Annotated in this window: 19 protein-coding genes; 17 read left to right on the top strand and 2 right to left on the bottom strand. The window is 63.7% G+C overall.

The genetic code is table 11. The features are described 5' to 3' along the window. Positions 1 to 80 precede the first annotated feature (80 nt). The 17 genes from cydP to gspD all read left to right on the top strand — a co-directional run bounded on the left by cydP (position 81) and on the right by gspD (position 15,956). A complete protein-coding gene (cydP, locus tag C8K66_RS31035) occupies positions 81 to 257 on the top strand; it encodes a cytochrome oxidase putative small subunit CydP (RefSeq protein WP_017847578.1) in 177 nt (58 codons plus the stop codon). Continuing rightward, positions 254 to 1,825: a cytochrome ubiquinol oxidase subunit I gene (locus C8K66_RS25130; protein WP_057005703.1), complete on the top strand. Its 1,572-nt coding sequence runs from the start codon at positions 254 to 256 to the stop codon at positions 1,823 to 1,825. The genes cydP and C8K66_RS25130 overlap by 4 nt, the downstream gene beginning before the upstream one ends. Beyond that, positions 1,818 to 2,954, top strand: coding sequence for a cytochrome d ubiquinol oxidase subunit II (gene cydB / locus C8K66_RS25125; protein ID WP_108526253.1), 1,137 nt, complete (start codon positions 1,818 to 1,820; stop codon positions 2,952 to 2,954). The genes C8K66_RS25130 and cydB overlap by 8 nt, the downstream gene beginning before the upstream one ends. A gap of 22 nt (positions 2,955 to 2,976) precedes the next feature. Continuing rightward, entirely contained in the window at positions 2,977 to 3,099 is a 123-nt protein-coding gene (gene cydX / locus C8K66_RS25120; RefSeq protein WP_017847575.1) for a cytochrome bd-I oxidase subunit CydX, read from the top strand. After that, entirely contained in the window at positions 3,096 to 3,383 is a 288-nt protein-coding gene (locus tag C8K66_RS25115) for a cyd operon YbgE family protein (RefSeq protein WP_017847574.1), read from the top strand. Before cydX ends, C8K66_RS25115 begins: the two co-directional genes overlap by 4 nt. A 177-nt stretch (positions 3,384 to 3,560) precedes the next feature. Continuing rightward, a complete protein-coding gene (locus tag C8K66_RS25110; protein ID WP_108526251.1) occupies positions 3,561 to 5,951 on the top strand; it encodes a TonB-dependent receptor in 2,391 nt (796 codons plus the stop codon). Positions 5,952 to 6,338: 387 nt separating this feature from the next. After that, positions 6,339 to 8,048 carry a type II secretion system ATPase GspE gene (gene gspE, locus C8K66_RS25105; RefSeq protein WP_057005699.1) on the top strand — a complete coding sequence of 570 codons (1,710 nt, stop codon included), beginning with the start codon at positions 6,339 to 6,341 and terminating at the stop codon, positions 8,046 to 8,048. Next, positions 8,045 to 9,247 carry a type II secretion system inner membrane protein GspF gene (gene gspF, locus C8K66_RS25100; protein WP_108526249.1) on the top strand — a complete coding sequence of 401 codons (1,203 nt, stop codon included), beginning with the start codon at positions 8,045 to 8,047 and terminating at the stop codon, positions 9,245 to 9,247. Before gspE ends, gspF begins: the two co-directional genes overlap by 4 nt. A 20-nt stretch (positions 9,248 to 9,267) precedes the next feature. Next, on the top strand, positions 9,268 to 9,678 hold the full coding sequence (gspG, locus tag C8K66_RS25095; protein ID WP_156422917.1) for a type II secretion system major pseudopilin GspG: 411 nt from the start codon (positions 9,268 to 9,270) through the stop codon (positions 9,676 to 9,678). Positions 9,679 to 9,685: 7 nt separating this feature from the next. Beyond that, the gene (locus C8K66_RS25090) at positions 9,686 to 10,111 is read left to right on the top strand and encodes a prepilin-type N-terminal cleavage/methylation domain-containing protein (RefSeq protein ID WP_108526247.1); all 426 of its coding nucleotides are present in this window, start codon (positions 9,686 to 9,688) and stop codon (positions 10,109 to 10,111) included. Beyond that, positions 10,108 to 10,440, top strand: coding sequence for a type II secretion system protein (locus C8K66_RS25085; RefSeq protein WP_108526245.1), 333 nt, complete (start codon positions 10,108 to 10,110; stop codon positions 10,438 to 10,440). The genes C8K66_RS25090 and C8K66_RS25085 overlap by 4 nt, the downstream gene beginning before the upstream one ends. Beyond that, positions 10,437 to 11,045, top strand: a complete 609-nt coding sequence (locus C8K66_RS25080) for a prepilin-type N-terminal cleavage/methylation domain-containing protein (protein WP_079444300.1) — start codon at positions 10,437 to 10,439, stop codon at positions 11,043 to 11,045. The genes C8K66_RS25085 and C8K66_RS25080 overlap by 4 nt, the downstream gene beginning before the upstream one ends. Further along, positions 11,042 to 11,743, top strand: a complete 702-nt coding sequence (locus tag C8K66_RS25075; RefSeq protein WP_057005695.1) for a hypothetical protein — start codon at positions 11,042 to 11,044, stop codon at positions 11,741 to 11,743. The genes C8K66_RS25080 and C8K66_RS25075 overlap by 4 nt, the downstream gene beginning before the upstream one ends. Then, positions 11,740 to 12,738 (top strand): type II secretion system protein GspL, encoded by a 999-nt coding sequence (locus C8K66_RS25070; RefSeq protein ID WP_057005694.1) that lies wholly within the window; start codon positions 11,740 to 11,742, stop codon positions 12,736 to 12,738. Before C8K66_RS25075 ends, C8K66_RS25070 begins: the two co-directional genes overlap by 4 nt. Next, positions 12,713 to 13,312: a type II secretion system protein GspM gene (gene gspM / locus C8K66_RS25065; RefSeq protein ID WP_017847564.1), complete on the top strand. Its 600-nt coding sequence runs from the start codon at positions 12,713 to 12,715 to the stop codon at positions 13,310 to 13,312. The genes C8K66_RS25070 and gspM overlap by 26 nt, the downstream gene beginning before the upstream one ends. After that, complete coding sequence (locus C8K66_RS25060; RefSeq protein ID WP_108526243.1) at positions 13,309 to 13,827, top strand: general secretion pathway protein GspN; 519 nt, start codon at positions 13,309 to 13,311, stop codon at positions 13,825 to 13,827. The genes gspM and C8K66_RS25060 overlap by 4 nt, the downstream gene beginning before the upstream one ends. Positions 13,828 to 13,832: 5 nt before the next feature. Next, a complete protein-coding gene (gene gspD, locus C8K66_RS25055) occupies positions 13,833 to 15,956 on the top strand; it encodes a type II secretion system secretin GspD (RefSeq protein ID WP_108526361.1) in 2,124 nt (707 codons plus the stop codon). Between the two features lie 240 nt (positions 15,957 to 16,196). On the opposite strand, the gene C8K66_RS25050 is transcribed toward gspD, so the two are convergent. Continuing rightward, positions 16,197 to 16,811 carry a hypothetical protein gene (locus C8K66_RS25050; RefSeq protein WP_046486556.1) on the bottom strand — a complete coding sequence of 205 codons (615 nt, stop codon included), beginning with the start codon at positions 16,809 to 16,811 and terminating at the stop codon, positions 16,197 to 16,199. Then, on the bottom strand, positions 16,808 to 17,398 hold a 591-nt coding region (locus C8K66_RS25045; RefSeq protein WP_371928169.1), incomplete at its 5' end, for a DUF2515 family protein. The genes C8K66_RS25050 and C8K66_RS25045, both read right to left, overlap by 4 nt.

The following is a 17,398-nucleotide window of genomic DNA, read 5'->3' as shown; positions in this document are numbered from 1 at the left end:
AAAAAACTCATAACCAATTGTTTTATAACGATAAAAATAGAAGATCTGGCTTTGGCATGCCCTGTGCTTAGTGCATAGACATGACTATTTCCGACAAACGCCTACTACGCCATCTACTCACCGCGGTGCTGATCAAGCTCGTGCTGCTGAGCGTGCTGTGGTGGCTGTTCATCCGGGATTCGCACGTCAGTGTCGACCCGAACATCGTCGGCAACCGTTTCGGTGTACCCACCTCGACTCAAGGGGCAAGCAAGTGATCTCAGAACAACTGGTGGATTTGTCACGGCTGCAGTTCGCAGCCACTGCGCTTTACCACTTTCTATTCGTACCGCTGACGGTTGGCATGGTGTGGCTACTGGTCATCATGGAAAGCGTCTATGTGATGACCGGGAACGTCATCTGGAAGGACATGACGCGCTTTTGGGGCAAGTTATTCGGTATCAACTTCGCCCTGGGGGTGACAACCGGCATCACCCTGGAATTTCAGTTCGGCACCAACTGGGCGTACTACTCGCACTACGTGGGCGACATCTTCGGTGCCCCGCTGGCCATCGAGGGCTTGATGGCGTTCTTTCTCGAATCGACCATGATCGGTCTGTTCTTTTTTGGCTGGGATCGCCTGAAGAAAGAGCACCACTTGCTGGTCACGTTGCTGATGGCCATCGGTACCAACCTGTCGGCGCTGTGGATTCTGATCGCCAATGGCTGGATGCAGAACCCGGTCGGCTCGGAATTCAGCTACATCACCATGCGTATGGAGATGGTCGATTTCTGGGCGGTGTTGTTCAACCCGGTGGCCCAGGCCAAGTTCGTACACACTGTGTCTGCCGGTTACGTCACCGGTTCGATGTTTGTGTTGTCGATTTCCAGCTGGTACTTGCTCAAAAATCGCGATGTCGAATTCGCCAAGCGCAGTTTCCGGGTGGCGGCGGCGTTCGGCCTGGCCTCGGTGCTGAGCGTCATCGTGCTGGGGGATGAGTCGGGTTACACCGTGGGTGAGGCGCAGCAAACCAAGCTGGCGGCCATGGAAGCCATGTGGGAAACCAAACCCGCGCCGGCCGGCCTGACCTTGCTGGCCAGCATCAATGAAGCCGAGTCCAGGAATAACTGGGAAGTCGATGTGCCGTGGGTGATGGGCTTGATCGGCACGCGCTCGGTGAGCAAGCAGATCCCGGGCATTCATGACATCAAAGCGAAAAACCGCGCGCGCATCCTGCGTGGCATTACCGCCGTCAATGCGCTTGAAGCCCTGCGGGCCGATCGCACCGATAAGGCGGCGTTCGATACCTTCGAAGAGTACAAAGCGGACCTCGGCTTTGGCCTGCTGCTGAAAAAGTACGTTGAAGACGTCAACCAGGCCACGCCGGAGATCATCGACAAGGCGATGAACGACACCGTACCGCGCGTGACCCCGATGTTCTGGGCGTTCCGGGTCATGGTCGCGCTGGGTTTCGCCATGCTGTTGCTGTTCGGGCTGGCCTTCTGGAGCACCTTGAAGTCGGTCTGCACACGCCGCCGCTGGCTGTTGCGTTGGGCGCTCTGCATGCTGCCGGCGCCTTGGCTGGCCTGCGAGCTGGGCTGGTTCGTCGCTGAATACGGCCGTCAACCCTGGACCATCTACGGCGTGCTGCCCACTCACATGAGTGTCTCCACCCTTAGCGTCAATAACCTCTATGGCTCGCTGGCAGGCTTCGTCGCGTTCTACACCGTGCTGCTAGTGGTTGAAATGTTCCTGATGGTCAAGTTCGCCCGCCAAGGGCCCGGCAGCCTCGGAACCGGCCGTTACGCTTACGATGCCAACCTGAAGGAACTCCACCATGCTTGATTACTTCACTCTGAAAATTATCTGGTGGGCACTGGTCGGCGTACTGCTGATCGGCTTCGCCATCATGGACGGCCACGACATGGGCGTCGGCACCTTGCTGCCCTTCGTGGGCCGCTCGGACGTGGAACGCCGCGTCGCGATCAACACCGTCGGGCCGCACTGGGACGGCAACCAAGTGTGGTTCATCACCGCGGGCGGCGCGCTGTTCGCCGCGTGGCCGGTGGTGTATGCCACCGCGTTCAGCGGGTTTTATTGGGCGATGATTCTGGTCCTGTGGGCGCTGTTCTTCCGCCCGGTGGGGTTTGACTATCGCAGCAAGATTCACAACGCCAAATGGCGCAGCACCTGGGACTGGGGGCTGTTTGTCGGTGGGGCCGTGCCGCCGCTGGTGTTCGGCATCGCGTTCGGCAACCTGTTGCAAGGCGTACCGTTCCACTTCAACAACATGCTGGTATCGACTTACACCGGGAGTTTCTGGCAACTGCTGAACCCCTTTGCGCTGCTGACCGGTGTGGTGAGCAGTGCAATGATCACCCTGCAAGGCGGTACCTATCTGGCGCACCGCACTGAGGGCGTGATCCAGGCCCGTGCCATCAAGGGCGGGGTGGGCGCGGCGCTGGTGCTGCTGTGTACATTCGTTATTGCTGGTGTGTGGTTGCAATCGATTGACGGCTATCGCATCACCTCGGTGGTGGATACCGCCGGGCTGCCGGACATTCTCAACAAAACCGTGGTACGCGAAGCGGGCGCCTGGATGGCCAACTATGGTCATTACCCTCTGCTGTGGCTGCTGCCTGCGCTGGGCCTGGCGGGCGCCGCTGGTGCTGCGTTGTTGATGATGATGCGCCGCACACTGGCCGCGTTTGTCGCCTCGTCGCTCGCGGTGATCGGGGTGATCAGCACGGCCGGCGTGTCGATGTTCCCGTTCGTCATGCCGTCTTCGACCGTGCCTGCGGCCAGCCTGACCGTGTGGGACAGCGTGTCCAGTCATCTCAGCCTGTCCATCATGTTCTGGGCCACGTTGATCTTCATGCCGCTGATCGTGATCTACACCTCGTGGGCCTATCGCGTCATGCGCGGCAAGGTCACCGTGGCACAGATCAAAGCCAACGAACATTCGGCCTACTAACGCCATCAGAGGAGCAAAGACTATGTGGTATTTCGCCTGGATGCTGGGAGTCGGTTTCGCCTTGTTGCTGGCCATATTGAATGCGATGTGGGGCGAGAACGAAGCGGGGCGCGCCCTGAGCGACCGTGAGGAGCCGCGGCCATGATGCCGCGTGTCGCCGAGGCTCCGGCGCCCTCACGCATTCACCCGCTGAGCTTGCTTATCGCGATCGCGATCATGCTGGTGTGTACGCTCTATCCGCCCCTGATGGCCACCCCGGACGGCAAAGCTGATCATGGGCTGGCAATGGCCTTGTTCGCGGCGATGAGTGTGGCCTTTGTGCGGGGCGTGGGGTTCGTGCCCCGTGCGCGTGTGTGGCGCTGGCTGTTCTCGGGCTGGACCTGCTTTGCCGCGCTGGCACTGGCTGGCTGGTTGAAGTTCCTGCACTGAAAACGGACGATCCCGACGCCACCGTGGCGGTACTGCGCGGCGCCGGGATCGTCGAGTCAACCTGTCGGTTGATTGAGCCTTAGTGGTTATTTGCTAGAAAAAAGCGCGGAAGCCTGTCCCTTTTTTTCACCTCGCCTGTCATTCCAGGTAAGTGAACAAAATCGAGAGCTTCCGCCCATGCCCGCCGTCCGCCCCTTGCTCAAACTGAGCCTGATGCTGAGCCTCAGCGCCAGCCCACTGTTTACCCCGATCAGCTATGCCGAAGACACCGCCACCCGCCGCAGCTACCAAGTGCCGGCCGGTAGCCTGGGTGCCGCGTTGACCCGTTTCGCCGGGTTGTCGGGGGTCAACCTGGCGGTGGACCCGGCGCTGGTCAGTGGCCGCGGTAGCAGTGGTTTATCCGGCGAGTACGCGGTGGAAGAAGGTTTTGCCCGCCTGCTGCAAGGTTCCGGCCTGCAACTGCAGCCGATGGGGGAGCAGGCCTACATGCTGGTGCCGGTGCCGCAGGGCAGCAGCCTGCAACTGTCTCCGACCGCCATCCTCGGGACCCGCAGCGAAGCCGACGGCGATATCTACGCCGGTGGGCAAGTGGCGCGACGCGGTTCGCAGGGCCTGCTGGGCTCGCGGGACTTCATGGACACGCCCTTCAGCATGACCACCTACACCCAGGAGGCGGTGAAGAACCAGCAGGCGCGGACCCTCGGCGACCTGATCGCCAGCGACCCGTCGGTGCGCGCCACCAACCCGGCCGGTGGGCGCTATGAACAGTTCACCATTCGCGGGTTCAGCCTGTTCAACAGTGATGTGGCCTACAACGGCCTGTACGGCGTGTTGCCGACCTACACCATCGACATGGAAATGGCCGACCGCGTCGACATCGTCAAAGGCCCCAGCCAATTGATCAACGGCATCTCGCCGCGCGGCAGTGTGGGCGGCGGGATCAACGTGGTGCCCAAGCGCGCCACCGACAAGGACATCAACTCGTTCACCGGCACCTGGGCCTCCGACAGCCAGGCTGGCGGCGCGGTGGACGTGGGCCGGCGCTTCGGCGAGGACAACAAGTTCGGCCTGCGCTTCAACGGCGTGAAACAGGCCGGCGACACCGAGTGGGACCATCAGCGTGTCGACCGTGAAATGGCCGTGCTGGGCCTGGACTTTCGCGGTGAGCGCCTGCGCCTTTCCAGCGATATCGGCCACACCGAGCGCGACACCAACGCCCCGCAGGAGCGCGTGCAGGTGGCCGCCGCGGCCCCGGTGCCAAGCGCCAACGATGTACGCCGCAACTACGCGCAGTCGTGGAGCAAGGCCAGCACCAACGACACGTTCGGCACGCTCAATGCCGAGTTCGACCTCAGCGATAACCTGATGCTCTACGGCGGTGTCGGCGCGCGCAAAAGCAACCACGACTTCCTGCGTCACGCCGTTTCCGTCAGCAACAGTGCAGGGGATTTCAGCGTGCAGCCGCGCGACTTCAGCCGCGATGAAAATGTGCGTACCGCCACGGCAGGCGTGCGCAGCGGGTTCCATACCGGGCCGGTGAGCCACGAGGTCAACCTGGCGGCCAGCTACTTCTACATGGACTTCACCAACGGCGGCGCACGCTATGCGGCGGCGCCGAGCAATCTTTACAACCCGGTGCAAACACCGACGCCGTCCACCGCCATCCGCCAGGATGCGCAGGTATACACCGAGAATAAATTCAGCGGCGTGGCGTTGTCCGACACCCTGGGCTTTTTCGACGATCGCCTGCTGCTGACCCTCGGCGCACGCTGGCAGCGGGTGAAGGTGGATGACTGGACCAACAACGTCAAAGGCGACACCGCCTACGACGAAGAAAAAATCTCGCCGTCCGGCGGCATCCTGTTCAAGGCCACCGACGCGCTGTCGCTGTACGCCAACTACCTGGAAGGCCTGAGCCAGGGCAAGGTCGCGCCTTCCACCTCGGTCAACGAAGATGAAATCTTCCCGCCGTTCATCAGCCGCCAGGTGGAAGTCGGCGCCAAATACGACGCCGGTGCGTTCGCCGTGACCGCCGCGGTGTTCCGCATCAAGCAACCGGCCTATGAAACCAACGCGACCTCGCGGGTGTTCGGCCCCAACGGCAAGCGCCAGAACGACGGCGTGGAACTCAGCCTGTTCGGCGAACCGCTCAAGGGCCTGCGCCTGCTGGGCGGCGTGATGTACATCGACAGCGAATTGACCCACACCACCAACGGCACGTTCGACGGCAACCGCGCCCCGGCCACGCCCAAGTACAACGTCAACCTCGGCGCGGAATGGGACGTGCCGCGCCTCGAAGGCCTGACCCTGACCACGCGCGGGATCTACTCCAGCTCGCAATACCTGGACCAGGCCAACGTCAAGGAAATCGACGCCTGGAACCGCATCGACGTGGGCGCGCGGTATGCGTTCAAGGTCGATGACAAACACATCACCCTGCGCGCGAACGTGGAAAACGTCGCCGATAAACGCTACTGGAGCTCGGCGGGCGCGTCGGACGACAGCGAACCGGGGCTGACCTTGTCGACGCCGCGGACTTACCTGTTGTCGGCGACGGTCGACTTCTGACGGGCAGATCGTCTGTGTTTGCTACCACGCGGCAAACCCAGCGCTCAGCGGCAATGAAGATCAACAACAAGGTTGTTTGAAAGTTTGAGCTTGATGCGCGTCGAGGAAAAACTTCGGCGCCTGGCTCTGATTAGCGAAGTGGCTAATTGCAATTAGCTGAATCCTTGGGTGTCGGCTTGGGGGCTTTAAATCAAGGCTTTCGCGGCTGTTTCAAGGCGGTCGCAGGCTATTCTTTTCAGTTTGTTTCCCCGCTTCAGGAACTAGCGCTGGAACTTCCAGTCGATTAACCCAGTTAACTCCGACTGCGGCGTGGCGAACTAATGGCATTTTATTTTTATATCCAGTAGTTCCAAATAGCCATACTTTCTCGCAACTAGACACCCCACTATGTCGTCAATGCCCATCGATGCCTGCCATACGCAGATACCGCACACCGACCGCGTGTGCGTGTGGCTGATGCAGCACGCCGGGCTGAAAACCGTCGACCTGGAGCGCGCCCGACGCTTGTCCCCGGACGGCAGCGACCTGCTCGGCCTGCTCACGCGCCTGGGGCTGGTGTCCGAAGTCGAACTGGCGCGCGCCTGGGCCGAGTTGCTCGGCGCGCCGCTGTTACTCGCCGATGCCGCGCCGCCGTTGCTCGACCCGTTGCCCGCGCTCACCGAGCGCTTCATGCGCCATTACCAAGTGGTGCCCATGGGCTGGGCCCACGGCGGGCTGCGCGTGCTTGCGGCCAACCCGACGCAGCATTATCCCTTCCAGGCCCTGGCCTACGCCTGTGATGTGCCGGTGTGGCTGGCCATCGGCCCGCGCACTGAAGTCGAGACGCTGATCGAGCGCTATTACGGCCAGGGCCGTTCCGCCATGGGCACCCTGATCGAGAACCTCGATGAGCAGGGCGGCGCGCTGGAAGATATCGAACACCTCAAGGACATGGCTTCCGAAGCGCCGGTGATCCGCCTGGTCAACCTGATCCTGCAGCGGGCGGTGGAGCAGCGTGCGTCGGACATCCATATCGAACCCTTCGAAAACCAACTCAAGGTGCGCTACCGCATCGACGGCGTGCTGCACGACGCCGAAGCGCCGCCGGCCAGTTCGTCGGCGGCGGTGATCTCGCGGGTGAAGATCATGGCGCGCCTGGACATCGCCGAGCGGCGCTTGCCCCAGGACGGGCGGATCATGCTGCGCATCCAGGGCAAGGCGCTGGACTTGCGGGTGTCCACGGTGCCGACCAGCTTCGGCGAGTCGGTGGTCATGCGCCTGCTCGACCGGCAAACCGTGCAGTTCGACTTCCCCAGCCTGGGCTTCGACGGCGAGCGCCTGGCCGCCTTCCTCGATGTGCTCGAACGGCCCCACGGCATCCTGCTGGTCACCGGGCCCACCGGCTCCGGCAAGACCACCACGCTCTACACCGCACTGGCGCGGCTCAACAGCGCCGAGCGCAAGATCATCACCGTCGAAGACCCGGTGGAATACCAGCTCGAAGGCATCAACCAGATCCAGGTCAAGCCGGCCATCGGCCTGGACTTCGCTGGCGCGCTGCGCTCCATCGTGCGCCAGGACCCGGACGTGATCATGATCGGCGAGATCCGCGACCTGGAAACCTGCCGCATCGCGATCCAGTCGTCGCTCACCGGCCATCTCGTGCTCTCCACCCTGCACACCAACAGCGCCGCCGCGAGCATCACGCGCCTGCTGGACATGGGCGTGGAAAGTTACCTGATCGCCTCGACCGTCAGCGGCATCCTCGCGCAGCGCCTGGTGCGGCGCCTGGACCCGGCGACCCGCGTCGCCTTCGAAGCGCCGCCGGAGTTGATCGAGGAACATGGCCTGCAGCGTTTCACCGATGAGCGCCCGATCTTGCTCTATCGCCCCGGCGCCGAAGGCGGCTACCACGGCCGCAGCGCGATCACCGAATTGCTGGTGATGAACGACGAACTGCGCGGCCTGCTGATGCGCCACGCCGATGCCGCGACGCTGGAGCAGGCCGCCCGACGTGCGGGCCTGCGCACCTTGCATGAAGAAGGCCTGCGCCAGGCAGTGGCGGGCGTCACCTCGCTGGAAGAAGTGCTGCGCGTCACCCGTGGTGAGGGCGCGTGAGTCTGTTCACCTTCCGTGCCCTCGACAGCCAGGGCGTGACCCAGCGCGGCACGCTGCAAGCCAAGGATCAGAGCGCCGCCATCGCGATCCTGCACAAGCGCGGCTGGCTGCTGTTGCAGATCGACGCCGCCGGCCGCCAGGGCCTGCGCCATGCCTTGCGGCGGGGGCCGTTGACGGGCGCGGCGTTGGTGAGTTTCACCCAGCAGTTGGCGACGTTGCTCGGCGCCGGTCAGCCGCTGGAACGTTCCCTGGGCTTGCTGCTCAAGCAGCCCGGCCAGCCTCAAGTGCGTGTACTGATCGAGCGTATCCGTGACCACGTCAAGGCGGGTAAACCGTTATCCGCCGCGCTGGAAGAAGAGGGCAGCACCTTTTCCCCGCTGTACCTGAGCATGGTGCGTGCCGGTGAAGCCGGCGGCGCGCTGGAAAGCACCCTGCGCCAACTCAGCGACTACCTCGAACGCAGCCAGCGGCTGCGCGGCGAGGTGATCAATGCGCTGATCTACCCGGCGTTCCTGGTGGTCGGCGTGCTCGGCTCCCTGGCGTTGTTGCTGGCGTATGTGGTGCCGCAGTTCGTGCCGATCTTCCAGGACCTGGACGTGCCGATTCCGCTGATCACCGAAGTGATTCTGGCCCTCGGCCAATTCCTCGGCGCCTACGGCCTGCTGCTGTTGGCCGGGTCGAGCGTCGCGCTGGGCACCCTGGCGGCACGCCTGCGCGACCCCCGGCGCCGCGAACGCTACGACCGCCGCCTGCTCGGCCTGCGCGTGCTCGGCCCGCTGTTGCAGCGGGTCGAAGCGGCGCGCCTGACACGCACCCTGGGCACCTTGCTGAGCAACGGCGTGGCCTTGCTGCCTGCGTTGGTCATCGCCCGACAGGTCTGCACCAACCGCGCGTTACAAGCCCAAGTGGCCGAGGCCGCCGAGTCGGTGAAAGGCGGCGGCACCCTGGCCAGTGCGTTCGGTGCGCAACCGCTGCTGCCCGACCTGGCCCTGCAAATGATTGACGTCGGCGAACAGGCCGGTGAGCTGGACAGCATGCTGCTCAAAGTCGCCGACATCTTCGACATCGAAGCCAGGCGCGGCATCGAGCGCCTGCTCGCCGCGCTGGTGCCGTCCCTCACCGTGGTCATGGCGCTGCTGGTGGCCGTGATCATGCTGGCGATCATGCTGCCGCTGATGAGCCTGACCAGCCATATATGAACCTTCAAGGAACCCGATCGATGAGAACTCAACGCCGTCAAAGCGGTTTCACCCTGCTGGAAATGCTCGCGGTAATCGTGCTGCTGGGCATTGTCGCGACCATCGTGGTGCGCCAGGTCGGTGGCAATGTGGACAAGGGCAAGTACGGTGCGGGCAAGGCGCAACTGGCCAGCCTGAGCATGAAAATCGACAGCTACGCCCTGGATGTCGGCTCACCGCCCAACAGCCTGCAGCAGTTGGTGGACAAGCCCGGCAACGCCAGCAGTTGGGCCGGGCCGTATGCCAAGCTGTCGGAGCTGAAAGACCCGTTCGGCCATGCATTCGGCTATCGCTTCCCGGGCGAACACGGCGCCTTCGACCTGATCTTCTACGGCCAGGACGGCCAACCGGGTGGCGACGGCTACAGCGCCGACCTGGGTAACTGGGAATAACCCGCCGATGCCCCAACGCGGCTTTACCTTGCTGGAGATGCTGGTGGTCATCCTGTTGATCAGCCTCGCTGTCGGCTTGTTGGGGCTCGGTGTGCGCCAGGCCGTGCAGGCGGCGAACGAGCGCCGCGTGGTCGGGCAGATGGTCGACGCCCTGCGCGCCACGCGGGCCGCGGCGATTGTCGAGGCGCGTGTGGCCAGGACCGAATTCGATCTGCAGCGCCTGACCTTCCAGGCCCCGGGCCGCGCCCCGCACGCCTGGCCGCCGCAGCTGCAGGTCACCGTGCATACCGCCGAACAGGTCGGCGCCGCCGTAGAGTTCTATCCCGACGGCAGTTCCACCGGCGGCCATCTGCTGCTGGCCAACGGTAGCCGGCGTTGGCGCATCGACATTGGCTGGCTAACCGGCAGCGTGCAGTCCAAGGCGCTGCCATGAAGCGCCAGGCCGGTTTCACGTTACTGGAAATGCTCGCCGCCCTGACGTTGATGGCGGTGTGCAGCACGGTGCTGCTGGTCGCCTTCGGCCAGAGCGCGCGCTCGTTGGCGCAAGCGGCTCACAGCGACCGCCTGACCCATGCCGCCCTCAGTGTGCTGGACCAGGAAGCAGCGGGGCGCCTGGTCGAAGGTGTCAGCCAGGGCGCGCTGGACGGCATCCACTGGCAACTGATCTGCGTGCGTCAGCAAGCCCATCTGTATCGTCTCGACCTGATCGTCAGCGAGGGGCCGCGCCAGGCCCGGTTCAGCACTCTGAAGGTGCGCCAGTGAGGCGCCGCGAGCAGGGCTTCACTCTGCTGGAAATCCTCGTGGTGCTGAGCTTGCTCGCGGTGCTGCTGGTGCTGCTCAGCGGTGCGTTGCTCGGCGCCAATCGCGCGGTGGCCAAGGCCCAACAGTACACCGTGAGCCTGGACGAAATGCGCGCCGCCCAGCAGTTCCTGCGCACCGCGATCAGTGAGGCGTTGCCGCTGGATGTCAGCGAAGACGACCGCCAGAGCGCCGGGTTTTTCTTAGGGGAGCCCGAGCGTCTGCAGTTTGTCGCGACCCTGCCCGGTGTGCTCGGCGGCGGGATTCAGCGCTTCACCCTGCAACGGGTCGCCGAGGATTTGCAGGTGGGGTTCTCGCGGTTGGAACGGCAGGCCGATGCTTCCCGCGATGCGCCGCAAGTGCTGCTGACGAACCTTGCGGCGCTGCGCTTCAGTTATCGCGGCGTATCGCCCCTGGGCCAACCCACCGGATGGATCGACCAGTGGCCGTGGCCCCGGCGCTTGCCCGCTGCGGTGCGGATCGCCGCGCATGTCGACGGGCCGGTGCCGTGGGTCACTCAGGTGATTGCCTTGCGCTTGAACCTGGCCAGCGGAGCGTCGGGCGAATGAGGCGGCAACGCGGGGCGGCGCTGCTGCTGGTGCTGTGGGTGCTGGCCTTGCTCAGTGTGTTGCTGGGTGGATTGGCCGGTTGGGTGCAGCTGGAAAGTCGCCAGGCGCTGTGGCATCGCCAGCACACCCAGACGGAGCTCGCAGCGCAAGCCGGCGTCGCCCTGGCGATGGCCGATCGGCACTGGATCGCCGACGGCCGTGAAAGGCTCCTGACCTTCGATGACGCGCAGTTGCACGTCAGCCTGCGCAGCGAGCGCGGCAAGCTGTACCTGGTCAACGCCGAGGCGCACGACCTCACGCGCCTGGCCCTGGCCTGCGGCGCCAGCCCGGCGCAGGCCGCGCAGGTGGCCAAGGCCTTGGACGCACGGCGCAAGCAGGGGCTGGCGCCGTTTCGCGTGCTCGAAGAAGTGCGCCAATTGCCCGGCATGAGCCAGGCGCTGTACCGCCAATTGCTGCCCGAGCTCACCTTGTGGAGCGACCTGGATCGGCCCGCTCCGGCGTTCGCCAGCGCGCTGATGCGCCAGGCCCTCAACCTGCCGCAGCAGAGCGCACAGGGCGCCGACCCTGGCGAGGTGCTGGTGGTCGACAGCCGCGCACAACGCCCCGGCGGCTATGAAGCACGCCTGCAAGTCACGGTTTTATTGAGCCCAACGGAGGACGGCGCACAACCCTACCGGGTGTTGCGTTGGCAAGAATGAATCGACTGGAACCCATCGCCCGTTATTGGCGTGGCAGCCTACTGCAACAAGGTTGGCGCCTGTGGCTCACGGAGCTGCGCGTGTGTGTGCCGGCGTGGCTGGCGTTGCGCGAGCCGCCCGAGCAGCGCTGGCACTGGCCGTTGAGCGAGCCGGTCGCGTCGGCGCCGGGCAATGCGCGGCATGTGTTGGTGCTCGCGGCCGATGCCGTGCTGCTGCAAACCATCCACTTGCCCGTAGCCGCTGCGCGCAACCTCAGCGCCGTGGTCGGCTATGAACTGGATCGCTACACGCCGTTCGAGGCCGACCGGCTGTACTTCGTCGCACGCCAGGAACGGCGCACGCCGACCCAACTGCAGGTGACGCTGGTGGCGATCCTGCGCGAGCGCCTCGATCAGATCCTCAGCGACTGCGCCGCCCTCGGCCTGCAGCCGCATCGCGTGGATGTCGGCGACCTGGGCATCGACTTGCTGCCCGCGCCTTTGCGCCCGCGTCCGCGTCCGCCGGGCAAGGGTTTGCAACGCAGCTTGCCGTGGCTGTGCGGCGCGTTGCTGATTGCGGCGATGTTGCTGTGGCTCAACGACCGCCAGCGCGTGCTCGACACCATGTACGACAGCGTCCAGCAGCAAAAGGCCCAGGTCGCCGAGGTGCATGCGCTGCGTCAGCAACTGCTCGCCACCCGTGGCGCGGTGCAGTACCTGACCCGGCGCAAGGTGGCCCAGCCGCCGCTGGTGGCGCTGCTCGACGACCTCACCCGATGCCTGCCCGCCGACACCTGGCTCGACCAGTTGGACATCAAGGGCAGCGAGATTGCCTTCTCCGGCCAAAGCGCCAAGGCCAGCGCCCTGATCACCCGGATCAAAGGCTGTCACCGCCTGGACAATGCGCAGTTCGAAGGCGTGATTCAACCCGATGCGCGCAGCGGCAAGGATCAGTTTGCCTTGCGTGCCCACCTTCGCCCGGAGGCCGCCGATGCGCCGACCCCTCACACCCCGTGAACGCCGTGGCACGGCGTTGCTGATCCTGGCCGTGGTGCTCGGCGCGGCGTACTGGCTGCTGATCGACAGCTGGTTCGCCGGGCCCTTGCGTGCCATGGGCGAACAGGCCGAACAACTGCGCGAACAGCAGCAACGCTATGCCGGCGTGTTGCGCCAGGGTGATGCGCTGCGCGAGCAACTGGAGCAGGCTCGCCAGGACCCGGCCAGCCAAACCAGCCTGCTGCCGGGGGATGACCCGGATGGGGTCGCCGCCGACCTGATGCAACGCCTCGCCGATCTGATCAGCCGCCACGCCAACCTCGGCGGCGGCTGCAGCCTGACCCAGCGCAAACCCATCACCCCGGAGCAGGACGACGGCGAACCGTATCGACAGGTGCAGGTCAGCCTGACCCTCGATTGCGCCATCGAACCGCTGACCGCGATCCTGCATGAGCTGGAATACCAGCCGCCGTTTCTGTTCGTCGATGAGCTGCGCATCCGCCGTGGCAAACAGGCGCCGGCCAGCGGCGGGGCGGGGCAGTTGGTGGTGCAGGTGCTGGTGCGCGGTTACCTGCAACCGCAGGTGGCCCGATGATCGGTGTCTTGCGCCCCTTGGAATGGGGCTTGCTCGGCCTGGTCGGGGCATTGGGCCTGTTGATGGCGTTCATCCTGAGCAGCATCGGCGACGAGCCGCAGTGGCTGCCCGCACCGGCGGTGCGCGGGCATTCCTCTGCGCGGGTGCAAGTCGCCCCCAGCGTGACGTTGGACAGCCTCGCTGGCACCTGGCAAACGCCGTTGTTCAGCGCGGATCGCAGCCCCGATCGCGCCGTCGGCAACACCCAGGCCAGCAGCCTGGCCAACCTGACCCTGAGCGGCATCCTGATCACCGGCAATCTGCAAATGGCGATGCTCAAGCAGGCCGACGGCCGCCCGCTGACGGTACGCCTGGGCCAGGTGCTGCCCAACGGCTGGCGCCTGGACCACCTCACGCCGCAATCCGCCCGTTTCACCCTGGACGGCCGCACGCAAACCTTGAACCTGTACGCCAAGCGTTTGCCGCCGCCGTCGACCCGGCCACCGATTTCTCTGCCTCGCGAGCCCTTCCCTTGATCGATCTGCGCACCTCGTTGTTTTGCCTGACTACCGCCGTCTCCCTGGGCGGCTGTGGCTCACTGCCCGACCGCCTCGACGCGGACGACGCGTTACTCCACGAAGCCATGCAAGGCACCGGCGCGCAACGCCCGCCGAGTGAGGTGCCCGCCGCGCAAAGCCCGCAGCCCGCGGCGAAGGTAGCGCCCCAACGCCAGATGAGGCGGGGCAGTCAGCAATTCGTGCGCCCACCCAGCGCCAGCCTGCCGGCGAAAGAGCAGGGCGGCGATATCGTGTTCAACTTCGCCGACCAGCCGATCGAAGCGGTGATCAACAGCGTGATGGGCGACCTGTTGCACGAGAACTACAGCATCGCCCAAGGCGTGAAAGGCAATGTCAGCTTTTCCACCTCCAAGCCGGTGGACAAACAGCAGGCGCTGTCGATCCTGGAAACCCTGTTGTCCTGGACCGACAACGCCATGATCAAACAGGGCAACCGCTACGTGATCCTGCCGGCCAACCAGGCGGTGGCGGGCAAGCTGGTGCCGCAGATGAACCTGGCGCCACCGTCCAACGGCCTGTCGGCGCGGCTGTTTCCGTTGCGCTATATCTCCGCCACCGAGATGCAGAAACTGCTCAAGCCGTTCGCCCGCGAAAACGCTTTTCTGCTGGTGGACCCGGCGCGCAATGTGCTGAGTCTGGCCGGCACCCCGGAAGAACTGGCCAACTACCAGGCCACCATCGACACCTTCGATGTGGACTGGCTCAAGGGCATGTCGGTGGGCGTATTCGGCTTGCAACGCGCGTCGGTGGCCGAGCTGATGCCCGAGCTGCAAGCCATGTTCGGCCCGGACAGCGGCATGCCGCTGGCGGGCATGCTGCGCTTTCTGCCGATCGAGCGGACCAACTCGGTGGTGGCGATTTCTTCCCAGCCGCAGTACCTCAGCGAGGTGGGTGACTGGATTCGCACCATCGACGAAGGCGGCGGCAACGAGCCGCAGATGTATGTGTACGACGTGCGCAACATGAAGGCCTCGGACCTGGCCAAGTACCTGCGGCAGATCTACGGCAACGGCGCGATCAAGGACGATACGCCGGCCAAGGTCGCGCCGGGGTTGCGCACCACCACGTTGTCATCGCTCAACAACAATACCGGTGGCCTGCAGAACCCGCCGCCGCCTGCCGACGAGCCCGAGCCCGTCGCCGAAGCGTCCGAACCGGCACCGGATAAAAGCCTCGAAGCCGGCACCCGCATCACCGCGCAAAAAAGCAGTAACCAACTGCTGGTGCGTACCCGCCCGGCGCAATGGAAAGAGATCGAAACCGCGATCAAACGCCTCGACAATCCGCCGCTGCAAGTGCAGATCGAGACGCGCATCCTCGAAGTCAAACTCACCGGTGAACTGGACCTTGGCGTGCAGTGGTACCTCGGTCGCCTGGCCGGCAATTCCACCAGCACCACAGTCGCCAACGCCTCCGGCAGCCAGGGCGCGTTGGGCGGTGGCGGGGCAGGGTTGGGGGCGTCGGATTCGTTGTTCTATTCCTTCGTCAGTTCCAACCTGCAAGTGGCCTTGCATGCCCTGGAAACCAACGGCCGCACCCAGGTGCTGTCGGCGCCGTCGCTGGTGGTGATGAACAACCAGCCGGCGCAGATCCAGGTGGGCGACAACATTCCTATCAGCCAGACCACGGTGAACACCGGCAATGCCGACACCACCCTGAGCAGCGTCGAATACGTGCAGACCGGGGTGATTCTGGACGTGGTGCCGCGCATCAATCCGGGCGGCCTGGTGTACATGGATATCCAGCAGCAGGTCAGCGATGCCGAGAACCAGACCGGCAGCAGCGACACGCCGGTGAATCCGCGTATCTCCACGCGTTCAGTCTCGACGCAAGTCGCCGTGCAGAGCGGGCAGACCGTATTGCTCGGCGGGTTGATCAAACAGGACAACAGCGAGAGCGTCAGTGCCGTGCCGTACCTGGGGAAAATCCCCGGCCTGCGCTGGTTGTTCGGCAACACCAGCAAATCCAAGGACCGCACTGAGCTGATTGTGCTGATTACGCCGAAGGTGATCACCAGCAGCAGCCAGGCGCGGCAGGTGACGGATGACTATCGCCAGCAGATGCAGCTGCTGCGGCCAGCGAACTGAAGGCGCGCGGTCAAAATGCCGCTTCATTGCTCTTGTAAATCCGGTACGACTTCAAGCGTGTCATTGAGCAAAAAGCGGTTCGACCTGAGGGGAAATGCGGACACTGCTGACCCTTCCATTACTCTCGAAGCTCACTGTGAAGAAGCGAGCCTGGGGGCACGAATCCATATTCAGGCTTTACGAGCCGCAGCCGGGCGTCTAAGCAACCCTCGGTTCGCCGGCGCCAAAGTGGGTATCTGATCATTGCGGTATCCACGGCGCGGCCAGGTGCAGCTTGATGAGATAGCGTTCTTCAGTGGGATGTCGAACGTCCTTGAAGCGATTGACCACCATCATCACTTGGTATTTGTCCGCCGCTTGCCAATAGGACGTACCGCCCAGGTTCACGTTCCGCAAGCGGGCACGCCATTGAGGGGTGTCGGCGAAGGGTGGGTCGTCTTTTATATGGATGGGGGTCCAGCCACCTTTGCGCCACTGTTCCTGTAAGTCCAGCACGATTTCAAGCGTGTCATCGAGCAATAGCGGTTCGATTTGAGGGGACATGCGGATGCCATCGATTTGCTCATCATCGAAGCCTATCGTGAAGAAACGGGCCAAAGGAGTTATGAATCCATATTGAGGGTCTACGAGCCGCAGTCGGGCATCGGATTTGGGCGCCCTGAACCAGTGATGCCCCGGAATGGCTGGGCCAATCTTTGCGCTGGAGCGCTGGCGCATATCTTCCCAGGGTTCGCCAGGCGTCAATGCAATCTCCGGTTCATCGGTGCCGAGACGTATCGCTAACCCTAAGAAAAGTACGACAGCGATCAGTCCTAGCCCAACACGTCGCCAACCGATCTGCGTGATCCGGCTCATCGGACACCCCGGTCTTCAGCGATGTCTTCTAGCGCCTGTTCGATTCGCTGCCGCTCATTGCTACGCAGCAGTGCATCAAATTTCGCCGCAGCCTTGAGCACGAAGGCCATGCGTTGATCGATATCGGCCAGGTTAGCGATAGGGCTGTTGCTGAATTCAATGGTTCGATCATCTTCGACGGGGCGGCATTGATTTGCCAGCGTTAGCTCAATGGCTTGCGCGGCCCCGGACGGTATGCCTGTGACATAGGAAAGATGGTTACTACGCAGCAGGGCTACCAGCTTTTGGTCGGTATACATGGCTGGCTGAAGGATGTTTCTTTGTTCGTGGTCAGCGAGATACTCAACACTTTTGGCGATATTGCCAGCTTCAATTGCCTCGAAAGCTTTCAGGATTTCACTGTGATTCGTACCAAACTCTAGTGTCTCGTTTCCGATGGGCCATAGCACGGGTGGCTGAGCCTTGTCATAAATATTCTTGCGCGACCGAAGACAGGTCTCAAGCAACCCCAACCCCCGCTCCTTATAAAACGCATGCAACGGAAACACATCCAAAAACAGCGTGGTATTGCCCATCGCCATCATCTC

The organism is Pseudomonas sp. GV105 (genome assembly GCF_003058185.1).
In the GTDB taxonomy this organism is placed as follows: Bacteria; Pseudomonadota; Gammaproteobacteria; order Pseudomonadales; family Pseudomonadaceae; genus Aquipseudomonas; species Aquipseudomonas veronii.
The sequence above is the reverse complement of the archived record's forward strand: the minus strand, read 5'-3'. Positions and strand labels throughout refer to the sequence as shown.

Bases quoted from the DNA above. Each gene is read 5' to 3' on its own strand.
- gspM (WP_017847564.1), top strand. From the start codon at position 12,713: ATGCGCCGACCCCTCACACCCCGTGAACGCCGTGGCACGGCGTTGCTG.
- cydP (WP_017847578.1), top strand. From the start codon at position 81: ATGACTATTTCCGACAAACGCCTACTACGCCATCTACTCACCGCGGTG.
- C8K66_RS25070 (WP_057005694.1), top strand. From the start codon at position 11,740: ATGAATCGACTGGAACCCATCGCCCGTTATTGGCGTGGCAGCCTACTG.
- cydB (WP_108526253.1), top strand. From the start codon at position 1,818: ATGCTTGATTACTTCACTCTGAAAATTATCTGGTGGGCACTGGTCGGC.
- C8K66_RS25060 (WP_108526243.1), top strand. From the start codon at position 13,309: ATGATCGGTGTCTTGCGCCCCTTGGAATGGGGCTTGCTCGGCCTGGTC.
- C8K66_RS25085 (WP_108526245.1), top strand. From the start codon at position 10,108: ATGAAGCGCCAGGCCGGTTTCACGTTACTGGAAATGCTCGCCGCCCTG.
- C8K66_RS25050 (WP_046486556.1), bottom strand. From the start codon at position 16,811: ATGAGCCGGATCACGCAGATCGGTTGGCGACGTGTTGGGCTAGGACTG.
- C8K66_RS25110 (WP_108526251.1), top strand. From the start codon at position 3,561: ATGCCCGCCGTCCGCCCCTTGCTCAAACTGAGCCTGATGCTGAGCCTC.
- C8K66_RS25090 (WP_108526247.1), top strand. From the start codon at position 9,686: ATGCCCCAACGCGGCTTTACCTTGCTGGAGATGCTGGTGGTCATCCTG.
- gspE (WP_057005699.1), top strand. From the start codon at position 6,339: ATGTCGTCAATGCCCATCGATGCCTGCCATACGCAGATACCGCACACC.
- gspG (WP_156422917.1), top strand. From the start codon at position 9,268: ATGAGAACTCAACGCCGTCAAAGCGGTTTCACCCTGCTGGAAATGCTC.
- cydX (WP_017847575.1), top strand. From the start codon at position 2,977: ATGTGGTATTTCGCCTGGATGCTGGGAGTCGGTTTCGCCTTGTTGCTG.
- C8K66_RS25075 (WP_057005695.1), top strand. From the start codon at position 11,042: ATGAGGCGGCAACGCGGGGCGGCGCTGCTGCTGGTGCTGTGGGTGCTG.
- C8K66_RS25115 (WP_017847574.1), top strand. From the start codon at position 3,096: ATGATGCCGCGTGTCGCCGAGGCTCCGGCGCCCTCACGCATTCACCCG.